General features: G+C 31.1%; 27 protein-coding genes. 23 read left to right on the top strand and 4 right to left on the bottom strand.

What is annotated here, in order from left to right; all coding sequences use genetic code 11:
- Positions 1-42: 42 nt before the first annotated feature.
- From sufD to HMPREF3125_RS05150, 11 genes are all read left to right on the top strand, one after another.
- Entirely contained in the window at positions 43-1,350 is a 1,308-nt protein-coding gene (sufD, locus tag HMPREF3125_RS05200; protein WP_017637469.1) for a Fe-S cluster assembly protein SufD, read from the top strand.
- A 35-nt stretch (positions 1,351-1,385) separates the two neighbouring features.
- Positions 1,386-2,636, top strand: coding sequence for a cysteine desulfurase (locus HMPREF3125_RS05195; protein ID WP_176745282.1), 1,251 nt, complete (start codon positions 1,386-1,388; stop codon positions 2,634-2,636).
- Positions 2,626-3,087 carry a Fe-S cluster assembly sulfur transfer protein SufU gene (sufU, locus tag HMPREF3125_RS05190; protein WP_017637467.1) on the top strand — a complete coding sequence of 154 codons (462 nt, stop codon included), beginning with the start codon at positions 2,626-2,628 and terminating at the stop codon, positions 3,085-3,087. Before HMPREF3125_RS05195 ends, sufU begins: the two co-directional genes overlap by 11 nt.
- A 160-nt stretch (positions 3,088-3,247) precedes the next feature.
- Positions 3,248-4,645 carry a Fe-S cluster assembly protein SufB gene (sufB, locus tag HMPREF3125_RS05185; protein ID WP_070452368.1) on the top strand — a complete coding sequence of 466 codons (1,398 nt, stop codon included), beginning with the start codon at positions 3,248-3,250 and terminating at the stop codon, positions 4,643-4,645.
- A 294-nt stretch (positions 4,646-4,939) separates the two neighbouring features.
- On the top strand, positions 4,940-5,962 hold the full coding sequence (locus HMPREF3125_RS05180) for a hemolysin family protein (RefSeq protein WP_017637465.1): 1,023 nt from the start codon (positions 4,940-4,942) through the stop codon (positions 5,960-5,962).
- A 22-nt stretch (positions 5,963-5,984) separates the two neighbouring features.
- Positions 5,985-7,061 (top strand): NAD(P)H-dependent flavin oxidoreductase, encoded by a 1,077-nt coding sequence (locus HMPREF3125_RS05175; protein ID WP_070452365.1) that lies wholly within the window; start codon positions 5,985-5,987, stop codon positions 7,059-7,061.
- 218 nt (positions 7,062-7,279) lie between these two features.
- Positions 7,280-8,128: a DUF72 domain-containing protein gene (locus HMPREF3125_RS05170; RefSeq protein ID WP_029055607.1), complete on the top strand. Its 849-nt coding sequence runs from the start codon at positions 7,280-7,282 to the stop codon at positions 8,126-8,128.
- A 14-nt stretch (positions 8,129-8,142) separates the two neighbouring features.
- Entirely contained in the window at positions 8,143-8,970 is an 828-nt protein-coding gene (locus HMPREF3125_RS05165; protein WP_070452362.1) for a sulfite exporter TauE/SafE family protein, read from the top strand.
- 92 nt (positions 8,971-9,062) lie between these two features.
- Positions 9,063-10,382, top strand: a complete 1,320-nt coding sequence (locus HMPREF3125_RS05160; RefSeq protein WP_070452360.1) for a bifunctional metallophosphatase/5'-nucleotidase — start codon at positions 9,063-9,065, stop codon at positions 10,380-10,382.
- A gap of 84 nt (positions 10,383-10,466) precedes the next feature.
- Positions 10,467-11,384 carry a lipoyl synthase gene (gene lipA, locus HMPREF3125_RS05155; RefSeq protein ID WP_017637461.1) on the top strand — a complete coding sequence of 306 codons (918 nt, stop codon included), beginning with the start codon at positions 10,467-10,469 and terminating at the stop codon, positions 11,382-11,384.
- Positions 11,385-11,529: 145 nt separating this feature from the next.
- Positions 11,530-11,904 carry a YutD family protein gene (locus HMPREF3125_RS05150; protein WP_017637460.1) on the top strand — a complete coding sequence of 125 codons (375 nt, stop codon included), beginning with the start codon at positions 11,530-11,532 and terminating at the stop codon, positions 11,902-11,904.
- Between the two features lie 99 nt (positions 11,905-12,003).
- Here the strand turns inward: HMPREF3125_RS05150 and HMPREF3125_RS05145 are convergent, their stop codons facing one another.
- Positions 12,004-12,270 (bottom strand): DUF3055 domain-containing protein, encoded by a 267-nt coding sequence (locus HMPREF3125_RS05145; RefSeq protein WP_017637459.1) that lies wholly within the window; start codon positions 12,268-12,270, stop codon positions 12,004-12,006.
- 104 nt (positions 12,271-12,374) lie between these two features.
- Between HMPREF3125_RS05145 and HMPREF3125_RS05140 the strand changes: the two genes are divergently transcribed.
- The 8 genes from HMPREF3125_RS05140 (at position 12,375) to dltD (ending at position 19,217) form a co-directional block, all read left to right on the top strand.
- Positions 12,375-12,809 (top strand): DUF86 domain-containing protein, encoded by a 435-nt coding sequence (locus HMPREF3125_RS05140; protein WP_017637458.1) that lies wholly within the window; start codon positions 12,375-12,377, stop codon positions 12,807-12,809.
- A complete protein-coding gene (locus HMPREF3125_RS05135) occupies positions 12,809-13,588 on the top strand; it encodes a TIGR01457 family HAD-type hydrolase (protein ID WP_017637457.1) in 780 nt (259 codons plus the stop codon). Before HMPREF3125_RS05140 ends, HMPREF3125_RS05135 begins: the two co-directional genes overlap by 1 nt.
- A gap of 22 nt (positions 13,589-13,610) precedes the next feature.
- Positions 13,611-14,573, top strand: coding sequence for a 2-hydroxyacid dehydrogenase (locus tag HMPREF3125_RS05130; RefSeq protein WP_070452357.1), 963 nt, complete (start codon positions 13,611-13,613; stop codon positions 14,571-14,573).
- A gap of 364 nt (positions 14,574-14,937) precedes the next feature.
- Positions 14,938-15,090, top strand: coding sequence for a teichoic acid D-Ala incorporation-associated protein DltX (locus HMPREF3125_RS05125; protein WP_017637455.1), 153 nt, complete (start codon positions 14,938-14,940; stop codon positions 15,088-15,090).
- A gap of 14 nt (positions 15,091-15,104) precedes the next feature.
- Positions 15,105-16,562: a D-alanine--poly(phosphoribitol) ligase subunit DltA gene (gene dltA / locus HMPREF3125_RS05120; RefSeq protein WP_070452354.1), complete on the top strand. Its 1,458-nt coding sequence runs from the start codon at positions 15,105-15,107 to the stop codon at positions 16,560-16,562.
- On the top strand, positions 16,559-17,773 hold the full coding sequence (gene dltB, locus HMPREF3125_RS05115; RefSeq protein ID WP_070452351.1) for a D-alanyl-lipoteichoic acid biosynthesis protein DltB: 1,215 nt from the start codon (positions 16,559-16,561) through the stop codon (positions 17,771-17,773). Before dltA ends, dltB begins: the two co-directional genes overlap by 4 nt.
- Positions 17,774-17,790: 17 nt before the next feature.
- Positions 17,791-18,027 (top strand): D-alanine--poly(phosphoribitol) ligase subunit 2, encoded by a 237-nt coding sequence (dltC, locus tag HMPREF3125_RS05110; RefSeq protein ID WP_017637452.1) that lies wholly within the window; start codon positions 17,791-17,793, stop codon positions 18,025-18,027.
- Positions 18,024-19,217: a D-alanyl-lipoteichoic acid biosynthesis protein DltD gene (dltD, locus tag HMPREF3125_RS05105; protein WP_070452348.1), complete on the top strand. Its 1,194-nt coding sequence runs from the start codon at positions 18,024-18,026 to the stop codon at positions 19,215-19,217. Before dltC ends, dltD begins: the two co-directional genes overlap by 4 nt.
- 68 nt (positions 19,218-19,285) lie before the next feature.
- On the opposite strand, the gene HMPREF3125_RS05100 is transcribed toward dltD, so the two are convergent.
- Positions 19,286-20,278, bottom strand: a complete 993-nt coding sequence (locus tag HMPREF3125_RS05100; protein WP_070452345.1) for a YeiH family protein — start codon at positions 20,276-20,278, stop codon at positions 19,286-19,288.
- A 134-nt stretch (positions 20,279-20,412) separates the two neighbouring features.
- Here HMPREF3125_RS05100 and HMPREF3125_RS05095 point away from each other — a divergent pair, with 134 nt between their 5' ends.
- Positions 20,413-21,267, top strand: a complete 855-nt coding sequence (locus HMPREF3125_RS05095; RefSeq protein ID WP_046466499.1) for a LysR family transcriptional regulator — start codon at positions 20,413-20,415, stop codon at positions 21,265-21,267.
- Between the two features lie 170 nt (positions 21,268-21,437).
- Here HMPREF3125_RS05095 and HMPREF3125_RS05090 read toward each other — a convergent pair whose 3' ends face one another.
- A complete protein-coding gene (locus HMPREF3125_RS05090) occupies positions 21,438-21,680 on the bottom strand; it encodes a NifU family protein (protein ID WP_002433501.1) in 243 nt (80 codons plus the stop codon).
- A 99-nt stretch (positions 21,681-21,779) separates the two neighbouring features.
- On the opposite strand from HMPREF3125_RS05090, the gene HMPREF3125_RS05085 reads away from it, so the two are divergent.
- A complete protein-coding gene (locus HMPREF3125_RS05085; protein WP_046466500.1) occupies positions 21,780-22,094 on the top strand; it encodes a YuzD family protein in 315 nt (104 codons plus the stop codon).
- A gap of 214 nt (positions 22,095-22,308) precedes the next feature.
- Here the strand turns inward: HMPREF3125_RS05085 and HMPREF3125_RS05080 are convergent, their stop codons facing one another.
- Positions 22,309-23,373, bottom strand: a complete 1,065-nt coding sequence (locus HMPREF3125_RS05080) for an NAD(P)/FAD-dependent oxidoreductase (RefSeq protein WP_070452342.1) — start codon at positions 23,371-23,373, stop codon at positions 22,309-22,311.
- 325 nt (positions 23,374-23,698) lie between these two features.
- On the opposite strand from HMPREF3125_RS05080, the gene HMPREF3125_RS05075 reads away from it, so the two are divergent.
- Positions 23,699-23,944, top strand: a complete 246-nt coding sequence (locus tag HMPREF3125_RS05075; protein WP_017637446.1) for a YuzB family protein — start codon at positions 23,699-23,701, stop codon at positions 23,942-23,944.
- Positions 23,945-23,956: 12 nt separating this feature from the next.
- Entirely contained in the window at positions 23,957-24,316 is a 360-nt protein-coding gene (locus HMPREF3125_RS05070; protein WP_017637445.1) for a HesB/IscA family protein, read from the top strand.
- Positions 24,317-24,432 lie beyond the last annotated feature (116 nt).

Here is a 24,432-nt window from a genome sequence, read left to right as displayed (position 1 = left end):
TGAATTATTAATACTATTTCATCAAGTGGGAGGATAAGAGTTATGACAACTGAAACTTTGAACATTTCTGAAGAACAACTTGTTGATTATTCAAAAGCGCACAATGAACCTTCTTGGATGACTGAACTACGTAAAGAAGCGTTGAAATTAACAGAAACTTTAGAAATGCCAAAACCTGACAAAACTAAATTAAGAAAATGGGACTTTGATACGTTTAAACAACATCACACAGAAGGTAATGTTTATCAAAGTTTATCAGAATTACCAGAATCAGTTAAAAAAATTATCGATGTTGAAAACACTGAGAATTTAATTATTCAACATAATAATGATTTAGCATACACACAAGTTTCTGAACAAGCCAAAAATGATGGTGTCATCATTGAAGGTTTATCAGAAGCACTTGTTAATCATAGTGAATTAGTACAAAAATATTATATGAAAGATGCTGTAAATGTAGATGAACATCGTATTACAGCATTACACACTGCATTAATGAATGGTGGCGTATTTGTATACGTTCCTAAAAATGTCGTAGTTGAACATCCAGTTCAATATGTTGTTTTACATGACGATGAAAATGCAAGTTTTTATAATCATGTTATTATTGCCACTGAACAAAGTGCTGAAGTAACTTATGTAGAAAACTATTTATCTAATGCAAGTGGTGAAGGAAATCAAATTAATATTGTTTCAGAAGTAATTGCTGGGGCAAATTCTAATATCACATATGGTTCTGTAGATTATTTAGATAAAGGTTTCACTGGACATATCATTAGAAGAGGTACTACTGAAGCAGACGCTGCCATCAATTGGGCATTAGGTTTAATGAACGAAGGTAGCCAAATTATTGATAATACAACTAACTTAATAGGTGATCGTTCTACAAGTGAATTAAAATCAGTTGTAGTCGGTACAGGTGATCAAAAAATCAACTTAACTTCTAAAATTGTTCAATATGGTAAAGAAACAGATGGTTATATTTTAAAACATGGTGTAATGAAAGAAAATGCATCATCAGTATTTAATGGTATCGGTCATATCAAACATGGTGGTACTAAATCAATTGCTAACCAAGAGTCTCGTGTATTAATGTTATCAGAAAATGCTCGTGGAGATGCGAACCCTATTTTACTAATCGATGAAGACGACGTAGAAGCAGGTCACGCAGCATCTGTTGGACGTGTTGATCCAGAACAACTTTACTATTTAATGAGCCGTGGTATTTCTAGAAGAGAAGCTGAACGTTTAGTTATACATGGTTTCTTAGATCCAGTAGTAAGAGAATTACCAATTGAAGACGTAAAACGTCAATTAAGAGAAGTTATCGAACTTAAAGTTTCTAAATAGATTTAAAGTAAGAGATTTTTAATTAAAGAAGGGTCGTGAATAAAGTGGCCGAACATTCATTTGACGTTAATGAAATAATCAAAGATTTTCCGATTTTAGAACAACAAGTTAATGGCAAACGTTTAGCATATCTTGATTCAACAGCGACAAGCCAAACACCAGTACAAGTTTTAAATGTGTTAGATGATTACTATAAACGCTATAACTCTAACGTTCATAGAGGTGTTCATACGTTGGGTTCATTAGCAACTGACGGATATGAAAGTGCACGTGAAACAGTTAGACGTTTTATTAATGCTAAATATTTTGAGGAAATCATTTTTACAAGAGGAACTACGGCTTCTATTAATATTGTTGCACATAGTTATGGTGATGCTAATGTCGATGAAGGCGATGAAATTGTTGTTACTGAGATGGAACATCACGCTAATATTGTTCCATGGCAACAGTTAGCTAAACGTAAAAACGCATCATTAAAATTCATCCCTATGACAGAACAAGGTGAATTAAATATCGAGGACATTAAAGCCACAATTAACGACAAAACTAAAATTGTAGCTATTGCCCATGTATCTAACGTTCTAGGTACAATCAATGATGTAAAAACCATAGCCGAAATTGCTCACCAACATGGTGCGGTGATTAGTGTAGATGGTGCTCAAGCAGCTCCTCACATGGCTCTAGATATGCAAGATATTGACGCTGACTTTTATAGCTTTAGTGGGCATAAAATGTTAGGGCCTACAGGTATCGGTGTTTTATATGGCAAACGTGATTTATTAAAAGATATGGAACCTGTCGAGTTTGGTGGAGATATGATTGATTTTGTAAGTAAATATGATGCTACTTGGGCTGATTTACCAACAAAATTTGAAGCTGGTACACCATTAATTGCACAAGCAATTGGTTTAGCTGAAGCAATTCGTTATATTCAACAATTAGGATTCGAAGCAATTCATCAACATGAAAAAGAATTAACAGAATACGCCTACGAACAAATGTCTAATATTGAAGGCTTAGATATTTATGGGCCACCTAAAGATCGACGTGCAGGTGTCATTACGTTTAATCTAACAGACATTCACCCACACGATGTAGCAACAGCAGTTGATACTGAAGGTGTAGCAGTGAGAGCTGGACATCATTGTGCACAACCATTAATGAAATGGTTAGGCGTTTCTTCTACAGCTAGAGCAAGTTTTTATATTTATAATAATAAGCAAGACATCGACCAATTAGTATATGCATTGAAACAAACGAAGGAGTTTTTCTCATATGAATTTTAATAATTTAGATCAACTTTATCGATCTGTAATTATGGATCATTATAAAAATCCTAGAAACAAAGGCGTATTAGATAATGGCTCGATGACTGTTGATATGAATAACCCTACTTGTGGTGATCGTATTCGACTTACATTTGATATAGAAGATGGCGTTATAAATGATGCTAAATTTGAAGGCGAAGGTTGTTCAATTTCTATGTCTAGTGCTTCTATGATGACTGAAGCAGTAAAAGGTCATACGTTAGCTGAAGCTATGCAAATGAGTCAAGAATTTACTAAGATGATGCTAGGTGAAGATTACGAAATTACTGAAGAAATGGGAGACATTGAAGCATTACAAGGTGTTTCTCAATTCCCTGCAAGAATAAAATGTGCCACTTTAGCTTGGAAAGCACTCGAAAAAGGAACAGTCGAAAAAGAAGGTAAGACAGAAGGGACAACAGAAGATTAATAGTTATGTTTCTTAATGACATAACGGGTAAACAATAACTAGATATCAATGATGTTGGCTTTTTACTTTCGATAATCATTGTTATAATATGATGACAATTTTATACTTGTAATTAAAAATCTCGCGCATGACGTTTAAATATATATAAGGAGTGATTGAAATGGCTAAAAAAGCACCTGATGTTGGGGATTATAAATATGGTTTCCACGACGAAGATGTTTCCATTTTCAGATCAGAACGAGGTCTAACTGAAAATATAGTTAGAGAAATTTCTAAAATGAAAGATGAACCAGAATGGATGTTAGATTTCCGTCTGAAAGCTTTAAAATTATTCTATAAAACGCCAATGCCTCAATGGGGTGGCGACTTATCAGAATTAAACTTTGATGATATTACTTATTATGTAAAACCATCAGAACACACTGAGCGTTCATGGGATGAAGTACCTGAAGAAATCAAACGTACATTTGATAAATTAGGTATTCCTGAAGCTGAGCAAAAATATTTAGCAGGTGTTTCTGCACAATATGAATCAGAAGTTGTTTACCATAATATGGAAAAAGAATTAGAAGAAAAAGGAATTATCTTCAAAGATACTGACAGTGCATTACGTGAGAACGAAGATTTATTCCGTGAATATTTTGCTTCTGTTATTCCAGCTGCAGATAATAAATTTGCGGCATTAAACTCAGCTGTATGGTCAGGTGGATCATTCATTTATGTTCCTAAAAACGTTAAATTAGATACACCATTACAAGCATACTTCCGTATTAACTCTGAAAATATGGGTCAATTCGAACGTACTTTAATCATTGCTGATGAAGGTGCTTCAGTAAACTACGTTGAAGGTTGTACTGCACCAGTTTATACAACAAGTTCATTACACTCAGCTGTAGTTGAAATTATTGTCCATAAAGATGCACACGTCCGTTATACTACAATTCAAAACTGGGCAAACAATGTTTATAACTTAGTTACTAAACGTACATTTGTTCATGAGAATGGTAATATGGAATGGGTTGATGGTAACTTAGGTTCTAAATTAACTATGAAATACCCTAACTGTGTATTATTAGGTGAAGGTGCGAAAGGTAGTACATTATCTATCGCATTTGCTGGTAAAGGACAAGTACAAGACGCTGGAGCTAAAATGATTCATAAAGCACCAAATACGTCTTCAACAATTGTTTCTAAATCTATTTCTAAAAACGGTGGTAAAGTAATCTATCGTGGTATTGTTCATTTTGGACGTAAAGCTAAAGGTGCACGTTCAAACATTGAATGTGACACATTAATTTTAGATAATGAATCAACTTCAGATACAATCCCTTATAATGAAGTATTTAACGACAATATTTCATTAGAGCACGAAGCTAAAGTATCTAAAGTTTCAGAAGAACAATTATTCTACTTAATGAGTCGTGGTATCTCAGAAGAAGAAGCGACTGAAATGATTGTTATGGGATTCATTGAACCATTCACTAAAGAACTACCAATGGAATATGCGGTAGAAATGAATAGATTAATTAAATTCGAAATGGAAGGCAGTATCGGCTAACTTCCTCTACTAACATCAAGCTATTTTACGTATAGGTATAATAGCTTGGTGTTTTTTTAGTTACTAATTTATGATTTGTTTAAATTTAGTATGAAATTAAATAGCAAATAGAAGTGGATAATAAATTGACTAAACTCTATTTATTGTCCACTTTTTATGATTCATGGTTACTCACAGAAGTTGAATATTATATTAATTAAAGCAGCATATTGTAATAGTTTACAAAAGTTTGTTCAGGGGAATAAATTTATAATTCAATATTTATATAATTATTATGAACGGGGAGCATGCTTCATGATTATAGCTATCATATTTTTAATTTTATTATCATTTTTCTTTTCAGGAAGTGAAACTGCATTAACTGCAGCAAATAGAACAAAATTTCAAGCTGAAGCCAAAAATGGAGATAAAAAATCACAGGGATTATCCCGACTATTAGATAAACCAACTGAATTTATTACTACTATATTGATAGGTAATAATGTTGCAAATATCATTTTACCTACATTAGTAACAATTTTGGCAATTAACATTGGCGTCAATGTGGGTATAGCATCTGCTGTAATTACTGTTGTCATTATTTTGGTATCTGAAGTTATTCCTAAATCAATCGCAGCAACATTTCCAGATAAAATATCAAGATTGGTTTATCCAGTTATTAATATTTTAGTTATTATACTTAAACCAATAACTAAAATATTAAATGCTATTACAGATAGTATTAATAAATTATTGTCAAAAGGACAAAAGGAACAAAGTAAGTATTCTAAAGAAGAAATAAGAACAATGTTAATGATTGCAGGACGTGAGGGTGCATTCAATGAAACAGAACAAAATCGACTCAAAGGTGTACTAGATTTTGAAAACTTAAAGGTCAAAGATGTTGATACGACACCTAGAGTGAATGTCGTTGCATTTCCCAAAACTACGTCATTTGATGAGGCATATGAAACGGTAATGAATGAACCATATACAAGGTATCCAATATATGATGAAGATATAGATGATATTGTAGGCGTATTCCATTCTAAGTATTTATTAGCATGGAGTAAGAAAAAATATGAATCAATCACAAAATTTTCATCAAAACCATTATTCGTGAATGAACATAATAAAGCTGAATGGGTACTTAGAAAAATGACAGTATCAAGAAAGCATTTAGCTATAGTATTAGATGAATTTGGTGGTACTGATGGCATAGTATCTCATGAAGATTTAATAGAGACATTGCTAGGTATGGAAATAGAAGATGAGTTAGATAAAGAGGAAGAAGAAAAGTTAAAGAAACAAACATTTCCAAATAGAAATAGAAAATAATTAGTAAGAGTTGGTGAATCAAATGTGGAATAATAATCAATTAACGAGAACATTACAGATTCAATATCCTATTATTCAAGCTGGTATGGCAGGTAGTACGACCCCATCTTTAGTAGCAACTGTTAGTGAAAAAGGTGGATTAGGAACGATTGGTGCGGGTTATTTTAGTATTGAAAAGTTAGAAAGTGAAATTCAAACAGTTAAATCATTAACAAAACAACCATTTGGTGTGAATCTATTTGTACCTAAAGAAAACACAGGTGTCAACCCAGACCAAATTGAACATATGAATGCATGGTTGAAACCATATAGAAGAGCGTTTCATTTAGAAGAACCTGTGGTTAATATTGAGGAAAGCCAAAAATTTAAAGATGCTGTAAATAAAGTTATTGAATATAAAGTTCCAGTATGTAGCTTTACCTTTGGAATTCCTGATCATCAAATTATCGAGAAACTAAAAGAAAATAATGTAATATTAATTGGTACAGCTACAACAGTAGAAGAAGCTATAGAAAATGAAAAAGCTGGTATGGATATTGTTATAGCCCAAGGTAGTGAAGCGGGAGGACATCGAGGATCATTTTTACGTTTAGGGGATAGTGAAGAGCCAATGATTGGAACGATGTCATTGGTACCTCAAGTTGTTGATCACGTGTCGATACCTGTAGTTGCTGCAGGAGGTATAATGGATGAAAGAGGTCTATTAGCAAGTATTATGTTAGGTGCTCAAGGTGCACAAATGGGTACGGCCTTCTTAACTTCTAATGAAAGCGGAGCTAATGATTTACTAAAAGAAGCCATATTAAATAGTAAAGAAACAGATACCATCGTAACCAATGTGTTTAGCGGTAAAAATGCACGTGGTATTAATAATCAATTCGTTAAAGAAATGAGTCAATATCAAAGTGAAATTCATGAATATCCAATACAAAATCAACTGACAAATCAAATTCGTAAAACTGCAGTACAGCAAGGCGAAAGTGAATTAACTCATATATGGAGTGGACAATCACCACGTCTAGCTAAAAAACAAAAAGCAGAAGAATTAATGGATCGTATAATTAATCAAATAAACCTAATAGCAAAGAACTTAAAATAAAATATCACTACGATTTTATAAGTCTAGTGACATATACACGTTAAGTTAAGCTAGGTTGTTCTACCGATTATAGCCTGAGACATACATCATTGTCGCAGGCTATTTAATTTTCGATTGTAATTTTATTATGGTACACCAATTAATAAGAATCTGTAAATTTCGTATTGATAAAGTGAATTGCGAATTTATTCTGTGGTATCATAAGTTTGGTGATATAAATGATAAATATAGGTCTAACTGGTTGGGGAGATCATGATACGTTATACGAAGATTTAGAGAGAAAAACCGATAAACTTAAAACATATGCAAGTCACTTTCCAATAGTTGAACTAGATGCATCTTATTATGCAATTCAACCAGAAAGAAATATTCAAAAATGGATAAATGAAACACCAAAACGATTTCAATTTGTAGTTAAAATTCATCAAGCATTAACATTGCATGCAGATTTTAGAGATTTTGCAGAAACACGTCAAGAATTGTTTGATAAGTTTAAAGAAATGTTAAAGCCATTACAAGAAAATGAAAAATTAGCTATGGTTTTGGTGCAATTTCCACCTTGGTTCGATTGTTCAAGTCAAAACATTAAATATATTTTATATGTGAAACAACAATTAAAAGATTTTCCTATATGTGTTGAATTTAGACATCAATCTTGGTTTAATGAAAGATTTAAAGAAGAGACATTAACATTTTTGACTGAACATCAAATTATTCATGCTGTTGTTGATGAACCACAAGTCAAAGATGGAAGTATCCCATTAGTAAATAGAATAACTAGCGATATTGCTTTTGTAAGATATCATGGTAGGAACGTACATGGTTGGACTAAAAAAGATATGACAGATCAAGAATGGCGAGATGTAAGATACTTATATAATTATAATGACCAAGAATTATATGACTTAGCACAAAAGGTTAAAATTTTAGAACAAAAAGCTAAAAAGGTTTATGTTGTTTTTAATAACAATTCAGGTGGTCATGCCGCACAAAATGCAAAAACATATCAAGATATGCTTGACATTGACTATGAAGGTTTAGCACCACAACAATTAAAACTATTTTAAGAGGCGAAACAAGTATGTTATTGACAATTATTTTATTAATTATTATTGGTGGTCTATCTGCTATTATTGGTTCAATTGTAGGTATTGGTGGCGGAATCATTATTGTTCCTACACTTGTCTATTTAGGAGTAGATCATAATATTTTACACGGTATTACTACTCAAATAGCAATAGGTACTTCTTCGGTTATACTTATTGTTACAGGTTTATCATCTTCTTTAGGATATTTAAAAACTAAACAACTAGATATTAAAAATGGCTCTATTTTTTTATTTGGTTTATTACCAGGTTCATTATTAGGTTCTTTTTTGAGTCAGTTTTTAACATTAAAATCATTTAACCTTTATTTTGGGATATTTATGATTTTGGTTGCTATTTTATTAATAGTAAGAAACAAAATTAAACCTTTTAAAGTTTTTAATAAGCCACAATATGAAAAGACCTATATTGATGCAGAAGGTAAAACATATCATTATAGTGTTCCACCTTTAATAGCATTTGTCGAAACTTTATTCATAGGTATCCTTACTGGACTATTTGGTATTGGTGGTGGTGCATTAATGACTCCGTTAATGTTAATTGTTTTTAGATTTCCACCACATGTTGCTGTTGGTACAAGTATGATGATGATATTTTTCTCAAGTGTCATGAGTTCAATCGGACATATTATACAAGGACATGTTGCTTGGGATTATTCAATAGTATTAATTATTTCAAGTTATATAGGTGCTAAAATAGGTGTTAAGGTAAATCATTCAATCAAGTCTGATACAGTGGTAACATTATTACGTACAGTGATGTTATTCATAGGTGCTTACTTAATCATCAAATCAATTATTTAAATTAATTGTTAATAGCATAATCTACTATAAAAGTTATTACTCGATAGATTACGTATAGACTTATCAAAACAAATAGAAAAGGGGGAAGTACTGTGAAGTTAACTATTTATCATACAAATGATATTCATAGTCATCTTAATGAATATGCACGTATCCAATCTTATATTGCAGAACATCGTTCCCAACTTCAACATCCCTCACTATATTTAGATATAGGTGATCATGTTGATTTATCAGCACCGATTACCCAAGCTACATTAGGTAAAAAGAATATAGAACTTCTTAATGAGGCGCAATGTGATATTGCGACAATTGGAAACAACGAAGGCATGACCATTTCGCATGAAGCCTTACAAAATTTATATACCGATGCTCAATTTAAAGTAATTTGTGCAAATTTATTTGATGAAGAAGGACATTTACCTAACCACATGTCTTCATCTTATATAAAGGAAATCAACGGAGTACGAATTTTATTTGTTGCTGCTACAGCTCCATTTACGCCGTTTTATAGAGCATTAGATTGGGTAGTAACTGATCCATTAGAAGCTATTAAAGATGAAATTAATGATCATAAAGATCAATATGATATTTTGATAGTGATGAGCCACGTTGGTGTGTTCTTTGATGAAAAATTATGTCAGGAAATACCTGAAATAGATTTAATACTTGGAAGTCACACGCATCACTATTTTGAACATGGAGAAATGAATAATGGAGTATTAATGGCTGCAGCAGGTAAATATGGACATTTTTTAGGTGAAGTAAATTTAGATATTGAAGATAAAAAGGTAACTAGTAAGACGGCTTGTTTGCATCCATTAGAACAATTGCCTCAAGTTGAAACAGATTTTGATAGTGAAGGCAAAGCATTAATGAGTAAACCAGTAGTCAACCATCCTATCAAATTAGAAAATAAAACAGATGTTATCACAAAAACGTCTTATTTATTAGCTGAAAGTGTCTATGAATTTACGAATGCAGATTGTACAATTATAAATGCTGGTTTAATAGTTAAAGGACTAGATTCTGACGAAATTACCGAATTTGATATTCATCAAATGTTACCTCATCCTATTAATGTAGTTAGAGTTAAATTAACAGGTGAAGAATTAAAAAAAGTAATTATTAAAAGTCAGAAACAAGAATACATGCATGAACATGCACAAGGTCTTGGATTTCGAGGGGATATCTTTGGAGGATATGTATTATATAACATAGGTTTTATCGAATCAGAAGGTCGCTACTTTATAAATGGAAATGAAATTCAAGATAATCAATCATACGTATTAGGTACAGTTGATATGTACACGTTTGGTAGATATTTTCCAATGTTAAAAGGACTTCCAACAGAATATATTATGCCAGAATTTTTAAGAGATATATTCGAACAAAAGTTACTACAATTTTAAAATAACTGTAGATTAGATTTTATTTTATGATTAATTTCGTTATAATAACATAAAGAGAGATTAAACAGGAGGGTATGCGTTGTTATGGCTACTAAAAATGAGGAAATACTACGAAAACCGGATTGGTTGAAAATTAAGCTGAACACGAACGAGAATTATACTGGCCTTAAGAAAATGATGCGTGAAAAGAATTTACACACTGTTTGCGAAGAAGCAAAGTGTCCAAATATACATGAGTGTTGGGGAGAAAGACGTACAGCTACATTTATGATTTTAGGTGCTGTATGTACGCGTGCATGTCGTTTCTGTGCAGTTAAAACTGGTTTACCTAATGAATTAGATTTAAATGAACCAGAACGTGTAGCAGAATCAGTTGAATTAATGAATTTAAAACACGTTGTTATTACAGCAGTTGCACGTGATGATTTACGTGATGCAGGTTCAAACGTTTATGCTGAAACAGTTAGAAAAGTTAGAGCAAGAAACCCATTCACTACAATTGAAATTTTACCTTCAGACATGGGTGGGGATTATGAAGCATTAGAAACATTAATGGCTTCTAAACCTGATATCTTAAATCATAATATTGAAACAGTTCGTCGTTTGACACCAAGAGTTCGTGCTCGTGCAACTTATGATAGAACATTAGAATTCTTACGTCGTTCTAAAGAATTACAGCCAGATATTCCTACAAAATCAAGTTTAATGGTTGGCTTAGGGGAAACAATGGAAGAAATTTATGAAACAATGGATGATTTACGTGCCAATGATGTAGATATTTTAACAATTGGTCAATATTTACAACCATCTCGTAAACATTTAAAAGTTGAAAAATACTACACACCATTAGAATTCGGTAAAATGAGAAAAGTAGCTATGGATAAAGGCTTCAAACATTGTCAAGCTGGACCGTTAGTACGTAGTTCTTACCATGCAGATGAACAAGTTAACGAAGCTGCCAAAGAAAGACAACGTCAAGGTGAAGAGCAATTAAATAGTTAATAATATACAATCTGTAGAGCCACTTTTTTATGAAAATAAATAAAGTGGTTCTTATTTTTACTAAATAGTTTAAAGATTTGAATGAAAATATATAGTGTTGTTAAAATAGCGATATAATATATCGTGAAATAGATTAGGTGAAATTATGATAAAAGTAGAGCAACAGTATTTTGAATTAATAGAAGATTATAGAGATTGTTTTGATGAAGAAATATTCGCAAATAGATACTCTGATATTTTAGATAAATATGACTATGTAGTAGGAGATTTTGGTTATGATCAATTAAGATTAAAAGGTTTCTTTAAGGATACTAATAAAAAAGCAGAAATTAGTAAAAGATTCTCTAGTATACAAGATTATTTATTAGAATATTGTAATTTTGGATGTCCCTATTTTGTAGTTAAACATTTATCAGAAAATGAAGTGAAACAACAAGCAGAAGACTTAACCGTTATTGATCAAGATGATAAATTACATGATGTCAAAATACAACCAACTATCCAAGATACTGAAAAGTGATTTATCAATTTTAATTTATAATAACAAATATAAAAAATCTCCCTTCAAATACATTAACGTACATGGAGGGAGATTTACTTTTTATTTATATCAAAATTATTATTGAATCACTTCATTAAGGTATTCAATGATTTCATCGCCTTCTTCTTCAGATACACCTAAAATATGAGCGATATAACCTTCTTCTTCAATATCATCAGATCCAATAATACCAAATTTATTAGTTTGCATATTCAATACCAAAGTTTTACCATAATGTCGGTCTGTTTGAACGAGCATTAAGTCATATCGACTATGTTCACCAACAAATCCAACAAATTGAACTTGGCTTTGTTCTTCATCATCATATAAATACATATCAATCATTTGTAGAACCCCTTTAAACGAAATATACTACGCCTAAGTATAACGAGAAATGAAGTGTACTGCAAAATTATGATATTATAAAGTTAATAAGAGGTGATTAGGAAATGTATTTTGTAGATAAAGATAAACTTTCAGAAAAACTAAATTACTTAAGACAATTAACAGAGGATTATACTCAAAACAAAGATAATCATTATGCTTTTGAAAGAATCGCACAAATGTTAATTGAATCATCAGTAGATATTGGAAATATGATTATTGATGGATTTATTCTAAGAGATCCAGGTAACTATAAAGACGTGATTGATATTTTAGAATTAGAAAATGTTATTTCTAAAGAAACTCAAGAAAATATTAATAAAACTGTAGATGTAAGAAAGCAATTTGCACATAACTATATTCAACTTGATACTAATGAAATTGAACCGTTATTTGATCAAGCAATACCTTACTACAAACAATTTATTGATGAAGTTATTCAATTTTTAAATAATGAAAATGTTCCAATTACTGCATTTGGCAAAGGAGAGAACAAATAGTGAAGCAATACAAGGCATATTTAATAGATTTAGATGGGACGATGTATAAAGGAACTGATGAAATTGATGGTGCAAGTCAATTTATCGATTATTTAAATGAACATCAAATTCCACATCTATATGTAACAAATAATTCTACCAAGACGCCAGATCAAGTTGCAGATAAATTGCATGAAATGAATATCGACGCAACACCTGATGAAATTGTTACATCAGCTTTAGCAACAGCAGATTATATTTCTGAACAATCTCCAGGTGCATCTGTCTATATGTTAGGCGGTGAAGGTCTACATTCTGCATTGACTGAAGCGGGCCTAGTAGTTAAAAATGATGAAAATGTTGATTATGTTGTTATCGGACTTGATGAAAATGTTACTTATGAAAAGCTTGCTATAGCAACACTTGCTGTCAGAAAAGGAGCAACATTTATTTCAACAAATCCTGATGTTTCTATACCAAAAGAAAGAGGTTTCTTACCAGGTAATGGTGCAATTACAAGTGTGGTATCAGTATCTACAGGAGTACAACCACAGTTTATTGGTAAACCAGAAACGATAATTATGAATAAATCTTTAGAACTATTGCAACTTAATAAAGAAGAAGTGGCCATGGTTGGAGACTTGTATGATACAGATATTATGTCTGGTATAAACGTTGGTATCGATACTATTCATGTTCAAACAGGTGTGACTACACTAGAAGAAATTCAGACAAAAGATATTCCACCAACATATTCTTTTAAAGATTTAAATGAAACAATTGTTGAATTAACAAATTAACTTGGTGAGAGGGGCTCAAAGATTGAGCAAAATTGTTGTAACACGTCAAATTCCTCAAAAGTTTATAGCACAGTTAGAAGAAATTGCAGAAGTCGAAGTATGGAATGAAGAATTTATACCCATGCCTAGAGAAAAATTCTTATTATCTATCAAAGATGCAACAGCTTGTTTTGTTACTTTAAGTGAAAAAATTGATGAAATCTGCTTAAATGAAGCACCAAATTTAAAGGTAGTAGCCAATATGGCTGTTGGTTTCGATAATATAGATATTGATGTTGCCAAACAAAAAGGTGTCACTGTGACTAATACACCAGAAGTTTTAACTGAAACGACTGCGGAATTAGGTTTTACACTTATGTTAGCAACTGCTCGTCGCATTGTAGAAGCTGAACAATATATTCAAGAAGGACAATGGAAAAGTTGGGGACCATATTTACTATCTGGTAAAGACGTATATGGTTCAACTGTTGGTATTTTTGGTATGGGAGACATTGGTAAGGATTTTGCTAAACGTTTGAAAGGCTTTAATACTAAAATTTTTTATCATAATCGTTCAAGACAAGAAGCGACTGAAAACGAATTGGGTGCTACATGGGTTTCATTTGATGAATTACTTGAAAAAAGTGACTTTGTGGTATGTACTGCACCTTTAACAGATGAAACCAAACATAAATTTAATGCATCCGCATTTGAAAAAATGAAATCTGATTCAATATTTATCAATATTGGTAGAGGTGCCGTTGTAAATGAAGAAGATTTAGTAAATGCTTTAAACACAGGACAGTTATTAGCATGCGGTTTAGACGTGTTAGAACAAGAACCAATTGATATGGATCATCCACTATTAAAAATGCCTAATGCTGTGATTCTTCCACACATTGGTAGTGCATCTGAAAATACACGGAATGATATGATTCAATTATGCGTGGATAATATTAAAGCAGTATTAAATGATAAACCTGCAATTACCCCAGTAAATTCATAGTTTTAATTATAATTTAAGCTTATCTATTTAGTTTAATTAAATAGATAGGCTTTTTATTATGTTTAAAATAGCTCAATCTAACAATTTTGTTATACCGTCTGTAATTGTTTAATTACAACGTAAGATTTAAAATAATATTATTCAATAAGTAATATGCTCATACTATATTTATAGCTTACGCAACTTGGAGTAATTAACTTAAATTTTTATGCTAAAAATAATTTTGAATTTTATTCGAAACATGAGTATAATGAATTGTAAAAACAAAATATAAAACGGCTATTATATATTAAAATTATTTACATTGAATACAGACGATTAAGAACTTTGGTTTATGATAAGTAAATTTTAGGAGAGTTGCCCAATGAAAACTAAAGGTAAGGAACCTACGAATAAATATTACCTAGCAATGAAGCCGTATCTTTTAACTTTATTATATTTAGCAATATTTATCGCTTTATATTTAATATATGGTAGTGGAGATACACATAATAACTTCATTTATAATGAATTTTAATGAGGGAGAAAACTATGACAGATATTATTAATATTCTCAGTCAATTGAGTAAAGAACAACCAGATGTAGTAGCAGTTAGACATACGACTGATGAAATAACATATAAGCAATTAGATGAAGTTTCTAGTAAGCTTGCACATCAATTACAAGGCAGTCAACAACCTATGATTTTATTTGGTCATATGTCGCCTTATATGATTGTAGGTATGATTGGTGCGATTAAAGCAGGTTGCGGCTATGTGCCTATCGATACATCTGTACCAGAAGAGCGAGTGAAGATGATAATCGATAAAGTTCAACCAGAATATATTTTTAACACAACCGATTATGAATTAGATCATCAACATGTACAGATGATTACGATTGAAGATGTTGTTAATTCACAAGACTCAATTATTTTTGATAGTCAAATGAAGGATAATGATGTTGTATATACTATTTTCACATCAGGTTCTACAGGTGAGCCAAAAGGTGTTCAAATCGAATACGCTAGTCTTGTTGAATTTGCTGAATGGATGAATTCATTGAATCAATTAGGTAATGGGAAAGAATGGTTGAACCAAGCGCCATTTTCATTTGATTTATCAGTTATGGCAATTTACCCATGTTTAGTTTCTGGTGGCACTTTAAATCTTGTTGATAAAGACATGATTAAAAAACCAAAACTATTAAATGATATGTTATTAGCTACGCCGATTAACATATGGGTTTCTACGCCATCATTTATTGAAATGTGCTTATTACTACCAACATTAAATGAAGAACAATATGGTAGTTTAAATCATTTCTTCTTCTGTGGAGAAATTCTTGGACACAGAACAGCTAAAGCATTAGTTGATAGATTCCCTAATGGTGTTATATATAATACTTATGGTCCTACGGAAGCTACTGTAGCGGTGACTAGTATACAAATTACGCCAGAGATTCTAAAGCAATATAATCCACTTCCAGTAGGCGTTTCAAGACCTGGCACTAAATTAACGACAACTGATGAAGGTGAATTAGTCATTCAAGGTCAAAGTGTAAGTGTTGGTTACCTAAAAAATGAAGAAAAAACAACTGCCGTGTTTAACTTTGAAGATAGAGTGAGAACATATCACACAGGAGATAAAGCTAAAGAAGAAGATGGTTTATGGTTTATTCAAGGTCGTATAGACTTCCAAATCAAATTGAATGGTTACCGTATGGAATTGGAAGAGATAGAATCACAATTACGAGACTCTGAACTAATTAGAGAAGCTATTGTAGTTCCTGTTTATAAAAATGACAAAGTAACTCATCTTATAGGAGCTGTTGTTGCAACTGAAAAAGTAGAAGATGACAGACAAATGACAAAGAACATCAAAGATGAACTTAAAACGCGCTTACCAGAATATATGATTCCTCAAAAGTTTGTTTGGATGGAACAATTACCACTTACATCTAATGGTAAACTAGATCGTAAGAAGATTGCAGAGGTTGTTAACGGATGATACCTTATGGCATGTTTACATTCTTCTTAATTTCATTCATTGTACTAATTCCTGTTATAATTCTTGGCTTTTTAGGTAAGCGAAGCTATATATATAACGGTATTACGACAGCAATAATGGTTATACTGATATTTTCATCAGATAAACATAATTTGTTTGGTCAAAAGTATTTAAGTGTTCAATTAATCAGTTTTATCATATATGTTATTTGGCAAGTTGGTTTAATCATGTTTTATTATAAATCTAGACAAAAGAATAATACTTTTTCAAAATTTGTGATTATCATGGTTCTGTCAATATTGCCATTAGCACTAGTTAAAGTATTACAAAGTACATGGTTAGGTGGGCATCAAATTCATTTCCATGAAAGTAAATTAATTGAATTTGTTGGTTTCTTAGGTATTTCATACGTTACTTTTAAGAGTGTTCAACTAATCATGGAAATCAGAGATGGTTCAATTAAAGAAATCAAAATTGGCAAATTAATTCAATTTATCTCATTCTTCCCAACTATCTCATCTGGACCAATTGATAGATATAAACGTTTTGTTAAAGATGATAAAAAGGTACCTACTGGTGGGGAATATAGAGAATTAGTGTTAAAAGCAATTCACATGATTATGTTAGGTTTCTTGTATAAATATATTATCGCTTACTTCATTCAAGTATATGCGATTAACCCACTGCAAATGAATTTACATGGATTTACACACATGTGGTTATATATGTATGCATACAGTTTCTATCTATTCTTTGATTTTGCAGGTTATAGTTTATTTGCTATAGCACTCAGTTATTTATATGGCATTAAAACACCACCAAACTTTAATAAACCTTTCCAATCTAAAAATATTAAAGATTTCTGGAATAGATGGCATATGACTTTATCATTTTGGTTTAGAGACTGTATTTATATGAGATCATTATTTTATATGTCTCGTAAGAAGATGTTTAAGAGTCAATTGGCTATGTCAAACATGGCTTTCTTCCTTAATTTCTTTATCATGGGAGTTTGGCACGGATTAGAAGTTTATTATATTATTTATGGCTTATACCATGCAGCATTATTTATAGGTTATGGTTATTATGAAAAATGGAGAAAAAATCATCCTCCACGTTGGCAAAATAAATGGACTAACGCGTTAAGCGTTGTCATCACATTCCATTTTGTAACGTTCGGCTTTTTAATTTTCTCAGGTAAATTTATTTAATAAAGGAGTAATTAATTATGGAATTTAGAGAACAAGTATTAGACTTATTAGCAGAGGTTGCAGAAAACGATATTGTAAAAGAAAATCCAGATGTAGAAATTTTCGAAGAAGGTATTATTGATTCTTTCCAAACAGTAGGTTTATTATTAGAAATTCAAAATAAATTAGATATCGAAGTTTCTATTATGGACTTTGATCGTGATGAGTGGGCTACACCAAATAAAATTGTGGAAGCATTAGAAGAACTACGATGAAATTAAAACCTTTTTTACCCATTCTAATTAGCGGCGTTATATTTATTATATTTGTTCTGTTACCCGCACAATTATTTACAGGGCTAATTAATGATAAAACGCTTGCTAATAATAGAATTTCATTAACAGATCAAGTATTAAAAGGCACGCTCATTCAAAATCAACTATATAAGTCGGATAAATATTATCCAGTTTATGGTTCAAGTGAATTAGGTAAAGATGATCCATTTAATCCAGCAATTGCGTTAAATAAGCACAATTCAGATAAACCAGTATTTTTACTAGGCACTGGTGGGTCAACAGATTTAATTAATGCAGTAGAACTTGCATCTCAGTATGATAATTTAAAAGGTAAAAAATTAACTTTTATTATCTCACCACAATGGTTTACTAATCATGGATTAACAAACCAAAACTTTGATGCTCGTATGTCTCAAAATCAAATTAACACGATGTTTAATCAAAAAAATATGCCTGCTGAATTGAAACAACGTTATGCCAAACGTTTATTGCAATTCCCGCATGTACATAACAAAGCGTATTTAAGAAAAGTTGCTAAAGATCCACATAATGTATCAGGTCACTATATTTCAGCATTTAAAGAAAATCAATTAATTAAGATTGAAGCAATTAAATCATTATTCTCTATCACTAAACCACCTTTATCTCATGTTAAACCTGCAACTGATGAAAAAGCATCATGGGGCCAAAAGAAAGACAAAGCAGAAGTAATTGGTAAAAATAATACCAAAACTAATGATTATCATATTAGAGACCCATATTGGAAACTGATCAAAGAAAATAAACGTAAAATAAATCGTGATTATGAATTTAACGTTAATTCTCCAGAGTTCCAAGATTTAAAATTACTTGTTCAAACAATGAATAAAGCTGGCGCAGATGTACAATATGTAAGTATCCCATCAAATGGTAAATGGTATGATCATATTGGTATCGATAGTGATAGACGCCAAGCAGTGTACAAAAAAATTCATTCAACTGTCGTTGATAATGGCGGTAAAATATACGATATGACTGATAAAGATTATGAAAAATATGTCATTAGTGACGCGGTTCATATTGGTTGGAAAGGTTGGGTCTATGTAGATCAACAAATTGCCAAACATATGAATGACAAAAAACAACCTCAAGTTGATAAAGACAAACACAAACAAAAAGAATCAAATTAATAATTAACGCCTTTCAAGAATCTAAGATGACAAATAGTTCATCGAAGTATACTTGAAAGGCGCATTTTTTAGAATAAAGAAGTAGAAATAAAATAGCTTATAATTGATAAACAAATAGATACAAAAATAATTATGAATAACGGTTTTAAAGCTTTTGATTTTAAATCTTTGAATGATACATTTAATCCTAATGCAACCATTGCCATTAATAAGAAAATATTAGTTACTACCTCTATTATTTTTAATAATGCGTGAGGGATAGGAATATATGTATTGATTAATGCCATTAATATAAATCCAATTAAAAAATACGGAAAATCAATATGGTGTGCATGTTTATCATTTTTATTCTTAAATTTCACAATAAAAATAAATATTAATATAACTGGAATTAATAAAAATACACGTCCTAATTTTGCTAATAAAGCTATTTTAAGAGATTCTACCCCAGCATAATTACTAGCCAAAACAACTTGTGCAATTTCATGAAGGCTAGTTCCAGACCAAATACCAAAATGTACAGGGGAGATATGAATGATTGAATAAATAAATGTATAAATTAATGAGAAGACAGTCCCTACTAATGCAATGATGCCGACACTAATAGCTGTATCTTTGTCTCTTGATTTTATAATTGGTGCTATTGCTGCGATAGCGGCTGCACCACAGATACCAGTACCAACGCCTAATAATGTTGTTATTGAAGTATCTGCTTTTACTATGCGACTAATAAAATAGGTGAATAGGATACTGAAAACAATAACGCACGCATCCATTAATAATAATTGACCACCATGTCCTAATATTTCATCGATATTTAATTTGAGACCATAAAAGACAATCGCAATTTTTAATAAGTATTTAGATGAAAATGTTATTCCACTTTTATAATCTTCTGGATATCCTTTGAAATGTCGATAAAGTATAGCAATAAGAATTGCGATTGATAAACCGCCAATTTGACTAAGGATAGGTAATTTAGATAATACAAGACTTATGATTGCGATGATAAATGTAAATAAGATACCTATAATAAAGTGCTTATCCTTAATTTTATTCATGACATGTTCCTCCTTTACGAAAAGTTTAGCATTACATAATTATATCGTTAAATAAATATTTAACATACTATCTATATCAAATTTGTTATAATCATATTAAAAATATAAATGAGTATAGAACAAGGAGAAAGTACATGGATCCTTACAAAGTATTAATAGAAGTGGTCAAAACAGCTAATTTTACTAAAGCGGCCGAGAATCTATATACATCTCAACCATCGATTAGTCGAGATATTAAAAGATTAGAAGCAAGATATAATGTTAAAATTTTTGAGTTTACTCGGCCAACAATATGTTTAACATCAGATGGAGAAAAGATTCTACGTTATGCGTTGCAACGTGAAAATATTGAACAAGAGTTATGGCATGATCTAAAAAATGACCTTAATATTATTGCTGGATCAATATCGATAGGTAGTAGTTACACATACGGCGAACAATATTTATCTGAAAAATTAATTAAAGTTGCTAATGAATATCCAGACTTACATGTTAATGCTTATTTAATGAATTCAGATACGGTCATAGATAATGTAAAACATAATATTGTTGATATTGGCATTATTGAACGTGAAATTCAAGATAACACACTTGATTTAGCATGTATTTCCCAAGATGAAATGGTTTTAATTTATAATAGGCAAATAGGCTTTGATAAGAATCAAGTATGTTATGTGAGAGAACAAGGATCTGGAACAAGGGTGTATCAGGAAATTGGATTAACTAGATTAGAATTGCATCCTTATTTGGTGGAAATTAATTCAAATCAAGTGATAGTAGATATGGTAAAAGCAGGTAAGGGATTTACAGTAATTTCTAAATCAGTATTAGAAAAAGAACCAAAAGAAGTGCTTGCTTCTATCGAGTTAGACGTGTTTCGTAATTTCTACCTTACTAAGCACAAAGATAAATACGTGGACAATAATTTAAAAGCTATCATAGATCTATTCGAATGCCAATATTATAATGATGAAACGAAAAAAGAATGATTTTATTAACTTTAATAAAAATAAAACAAATCCAAAATTTCAGAGACATAAAAATACCACTCAAATGATTGAATTCAATCCATCTGAGTGGTTACTATGTCTTAAATATCTATAATATATGAAGATTTTCATAATTTGTAAAACAAAGTAAATAATTACTTGTAAACAAATTAGAATACTTGTTCAACTTCGATAACACCAGGTACTTCTTCGTGTAAAGCACGTTCAATACCAGCTTTTAAAGTAATTGTAGAACTTGGGCATGTACCACAAGCACCATGTAGTTGTAATTTAACAATTCCGTCTTCAACGTCAACTAATGTACAGTCGCCGCCATCACGTAATAAAAATGGACGTAAACGTTCTATAACTTCAGCTACTTGATCAAACATTGTTGCATTCTCAGTAGGCATGAGATATGTCTCCTTTCAAGTATATTATTTCATTATCATTATTAGTACATTATAATAGATTAAGAACGAAAAATCTATAAATCAAAACGAGGGATTTCAATGACTAAAATAAGTGTTGTTGTTTATGGGGCAGATATTGTATGTGCGAGTTGTGTTAATGCACCGACATCAAAAGATACATTCGATTGGTTACAACCATTACTTAAGCGAAAATTTCCACAACATCAATTTGAATTTACATATATCGATATTGAAAAAGATACAGAAAATTTAACAGATCATGATCAACAATTTATTGAACGTATTCAAGAAGATGAATTATTTTATCCATTAATTACTATGAACGATGAGTATGTGGCAGATGGATATATTCAAACGAAACAAATAACACAATTTGTGGAGCAACATTTTTAAATATTAAAATGTCTAATTTTTATCTATAGAAAAAGAGGGAGTGGGACAGAAATAACATTTTTCCAAAATTTATTTCGTTGTCCCACCCCGGCAAGGTTGACTAGAGTTGAAAAAAGCTTGATACAAGTGCATTTTCAATTCAGTCAACTACTGCCAATATAAAATTTTAGCCTGAGACATTGATTTATGTCCCAGGCTGTCTTAATTTATATTTTTAACCATTATGATATTTATATAACCAAAGTACGCCTGATTTAAGGATGGAAGCAAGTCTACCTGTAACGGTACGATCCATGATATAAGCGAATCCTTGTTTATCACCAAGTGAACCTAAGAAGCCTTGAACTTTAAGTTCTGGCATTTTTTCAGGTAATGGCTCATTATTCCATTGTTTTTTCATGACATCAGCAATTTGTTCACCTTGTAACTCTGCTAATTGAGCACTTGGTGCATGCGGTAAATCTGCACAATCCCCAACTACATAAACGTTTTTGTATGTTGGAATTTGATGATACTGATTTAAAATAACACGACCATTATTGTTAATATCAATTGGTAAATTTCTAACAACTTCAACTGGTTGAATACCTGCTGTCCACACAACTAAATCTACATCTTCAGGAACACCATTATTATATATTTTACCTGGTTCAACTTTATCAATAACTGAGTTAGGTACAACTGTTACATTATGTTTAGAGAACCATTTTGCAATATAATTACTTAATTTTTCTGGGAAGTTTCTTAGGATTCGAGACCCTCTATCGTATAATAAAATTTCCAAATCAACACGGCTTTCCCTTAGCTCACTTGCTAACTCAATGCCGCTTAAACCAGCACCGACAATAGCAACTTTAGCCCCATTAGGTAATTCACTAATACTATGGAATGTTTCGCGAGCCTTTGATAGTGTCTGAATACTATGTGTGTATGTATCAGCACCTGGAACGTTGTGATATTTATCTTCACAACCTAAACCAATCACTAACTCATCATAATCGACTTTTGAATTACCTACTGAAATAATTTGTTCATCTAAATTAATCTCATTAATTTCCCCATAGACAGTATTCATTTTAGAATCTCCAGGAAATTCCATACGAACATCTTTGTCAGATTTTGTTCCAGCAGCTAGTGCATAAAATTCAGGTTTTAAGCCATGAAATGGCATACGATCGATTAATGTTAACCTATAACCATCTGGTAATGAATTAGGCAATATACGAGACATGATGCGCATATTACCGTAACCCCCACCTAATAAAACAATATTTTTCATTTTAGTATACCCCTTTATCCTAAAAATCTTGTTATAAATAAGTGTGCAATTGATTTAGAAAGACACTTATTTAATGTCATTTTATGCAATTATGCCCCTTAAAATGATGAAAAGAATAACCCCTTAACATCTTATTTATAAGACTATGTATTTATATGATTATTATATCGGTTTTTCAAATTGACTACAAACATATATCGAATGAAATTGAATATATTGTTTTATTTGTAAAAATTTCTATTTTTAACATTTTAAGCTCAAAGATAGTCATAACAACTGGTAGTTTGTTATAATATTATAACTATTATTTTAGAGAGGGTGTCGTATGTTTCCGTTAGTTGAATTCTGCATTTCCAATATGGCTAAAGGTGGGGATGTAGTTTATGAAAAATTAGAAAATGATCCTGATATAGATGTTTTAGAATATGGATGTTTACAAAACTGCGGTATATGTTCCGACGGCTTGTACGCACTTGTCGATGGTGATATTGTTGAAGGAGATACACCGGACGATTTGTTAAATAATATATATAAACATATAGAAGAAAATGATTTCACGAACTTATTATAGGAGGTTATGATTATGCAAACAGTTATATTAACTGAAGCAGCAGCTTATGAAGTTAAAGATATGTTACAAAGTAATGATATGCCCGATGGCTATTTAAAAATTAAAGTTAATGGTGGCGGATGTACGGGTTTAACATATGGCATGTCAGCAGAAGCTGAACCAGGCGAAAATGATGAAATATTAGAATTCTTTGGTTTAAAAGTGTTAGTAGATAAACATGATGCCCCAGTATTAAATGGTACGACAATCGATTTTAAGCAATCATTAATGGGCGGCGGTTTCCAAATTGATAATCCAAACGCTATTGCTTCATGCGGTTGTGGTAGTTCATTTAGAACAGCTAAAGTTGCAGGAAACCCGGAAGATTGTTAAAGCGATATACAGCAATTAATTTAATAAATTAAATTTTTCACAAAGTGCACTATTGTCGCTTGAAAATATTGTACAAAAGCTATAGAATTAAACTTGGATTTAATATTGTCTTTTCT

It is taken from the genome of Staphylococcus sp. HMSC13A10 (assembly GCF_001808005.1).
GTDB lineage: Bacteria > Bacillota > Bacilli > Staphylococcales > Staphylococcaceae > Staphylococcus > Staphylococcus pasteuri.
The sequence above is the reverse complement of the archived record's forward strand: the minus strand, read 5'-3'. Positions and strand labels throughout refer to the sequence as shown.

Excerpts from the sequence above, each read along its gene's own strand:
- sufD (WP_017637469.1), top strand. The coding sequence starts at position 43 with ATGACAACTGAAACTTTGAACATTTCTGAAGAACAACTTGTTGATTAT.
- sufU (WP_017637467.1), top strand. The coding sequence starts at position 2,626 with ATGAATTTTAATAATTTAGATCAACTTTATCGATCTGTAATTATGGAT.
- sufB (WP_070452368.1), top strand. The coding sequence starts at position 3,248 with ATGGCTAAAAAAGCACCTGATGTTGGGGATTATAAATATGGTTTCCAC.
- HMPREF3125_RS05180 (WP_017637465.1), top strand. The coding sequence starts at position 4,940 with ATGATTATAGCTATCATATTTTTAATTTTATTATCATTTTTCTTTTCA.
- HMPREF3125_RS05175 (WP_070452365.1), top strand. The coding sequence starts at position 5,985 with ATGTGGAATAATAATCAATTAACGAGAACATTACAGATTCAATATCCT.
- HMPREF3125_RS05170 (WP_029055607.1), top strand. The coding sequence starts at position 7,280 with ATGATAAATATAGGTCTAACTGGTTGGGGAGATCATGATACGTTATAC.
- HMPREF3125_RS05165 (WP_070452362.1), top strand. The coding sequence starts at position 8,143 with ATGTTATTGACAATTATTTTATTAATTATTATTGGTGGTCTATCTGCT.
- lipA (WP_017637461.1), top strand. The coding sequence starts at position 10,467 with ATGGCTACTAAAAATGAGGAAATACTACGAAAACCGGATTGGTTGAAA.
- HMPREF3125_RS05150 (WP_017637460.1), top strand. The coding sequence starts at position 11,530 with ATGATAAAAGTAGAGCAACAGTATTTTGAATTAATAGAAGATTATAGA.
- HMPREF3125_RS05145 (WP_017637459.1), bottom strand. The coding sequence starts at position 12,270 with ATGATTGATATGTATTTATATGATGATGAAGAACAAAGCCAAGTTCAA.
- HMPREF3125_RS05140 (WP_017637458.1), top strand. The coding sequence starts at position 12,375 with ATGTATTTTGTAGATAAAGATAAACTTTCAGAAAAACTAAATTACTTA.
- HMPREF3125_RS05125 (WP_017637455.1), top strand. The coding sequence starts at position 14,938 with ATGAAAACTAAAGGTAAGGAACCTACGAATAAATATTACCTAGCAATG.
- dltA (WP_070452354.1), top strand. The coding sequence starts at position 15,105 with ATGACAGATATTATTAATATTCTCAGTCAATTGAGTAAAGAACAACCA.
- dltB (WP_070452351.1), top strand. The coding sequence starts at position 16,559 with ATGATACCTTATGGCATGTTTACATTCTTCTTAATTTCATTCATTGTA.
- dltC (WP_017637452.1), top strand. The coding sequence starts at position 17,791 with ATGGAATTTAGAGAACAAGTATTAGACTTATTAGCAGAGGTTGCAGAA.
- dltD (WP_070452348.1), top strand. The coding sequence starts at position 18,024 with ATGAAATTAAAACCTTTTTTACCCATTCTAATTAGCGGCGTTATATTT.
- HMPREF3125_RS05100 (WP_070452345.1), bottom strand. The coding sequence starts at position 20,278 with ATGAATAAAATTAAGGATAAGCACTTTATTATAGGTATCTTATTTACA.
- HMPREF3125_RS05095 (WP_046466499.1), top strand. The coding sequence starts at position 20,413 with ATGGATCCTTACAAAGTATTAATAGAAGTGGTCAAAACAGCTAATTTT.
- HMPREF3125_RS05090 (WP_002433501.1), bottom strand. The coding sequence starts at position 21,680 with ATGCCTACTGAGAATGCAACAATGTTTGATCAAGTAGCTGAAGTTATA.
- HMPREF3125_RS05085 (WP_046466500.1), top strand. The coding sequence starts at position 21,780 with ATGACTAAAATAAGTGTTGTTGTTTATGGGGCAGATATTGTATGTGCG.
- HMPREF3125_RS05080 (WP_070452342.1), bottom strand. The coding sequence starts at position 23,373 with ATGAAAAATATTGTTTTATTAGGTGGGGGTTACGGTAATATGCGCATC.
- HMPREF3125_RS05075 (WP_017637446.1), top strand. The coding sequence starts at position 23,699 with ATGTTTCCGTTAGTTGAATTCTGCATTTCCAATATGGCTAAAGGTGGG.
- HMPREF3125_RS05070 (WP_017637445.1), top strand. The coding sequence starts at position 23,957 with ATGCAAACAGTTATATTAACTGAAGCAGCAGCTTATGAAGTTAAAGAT.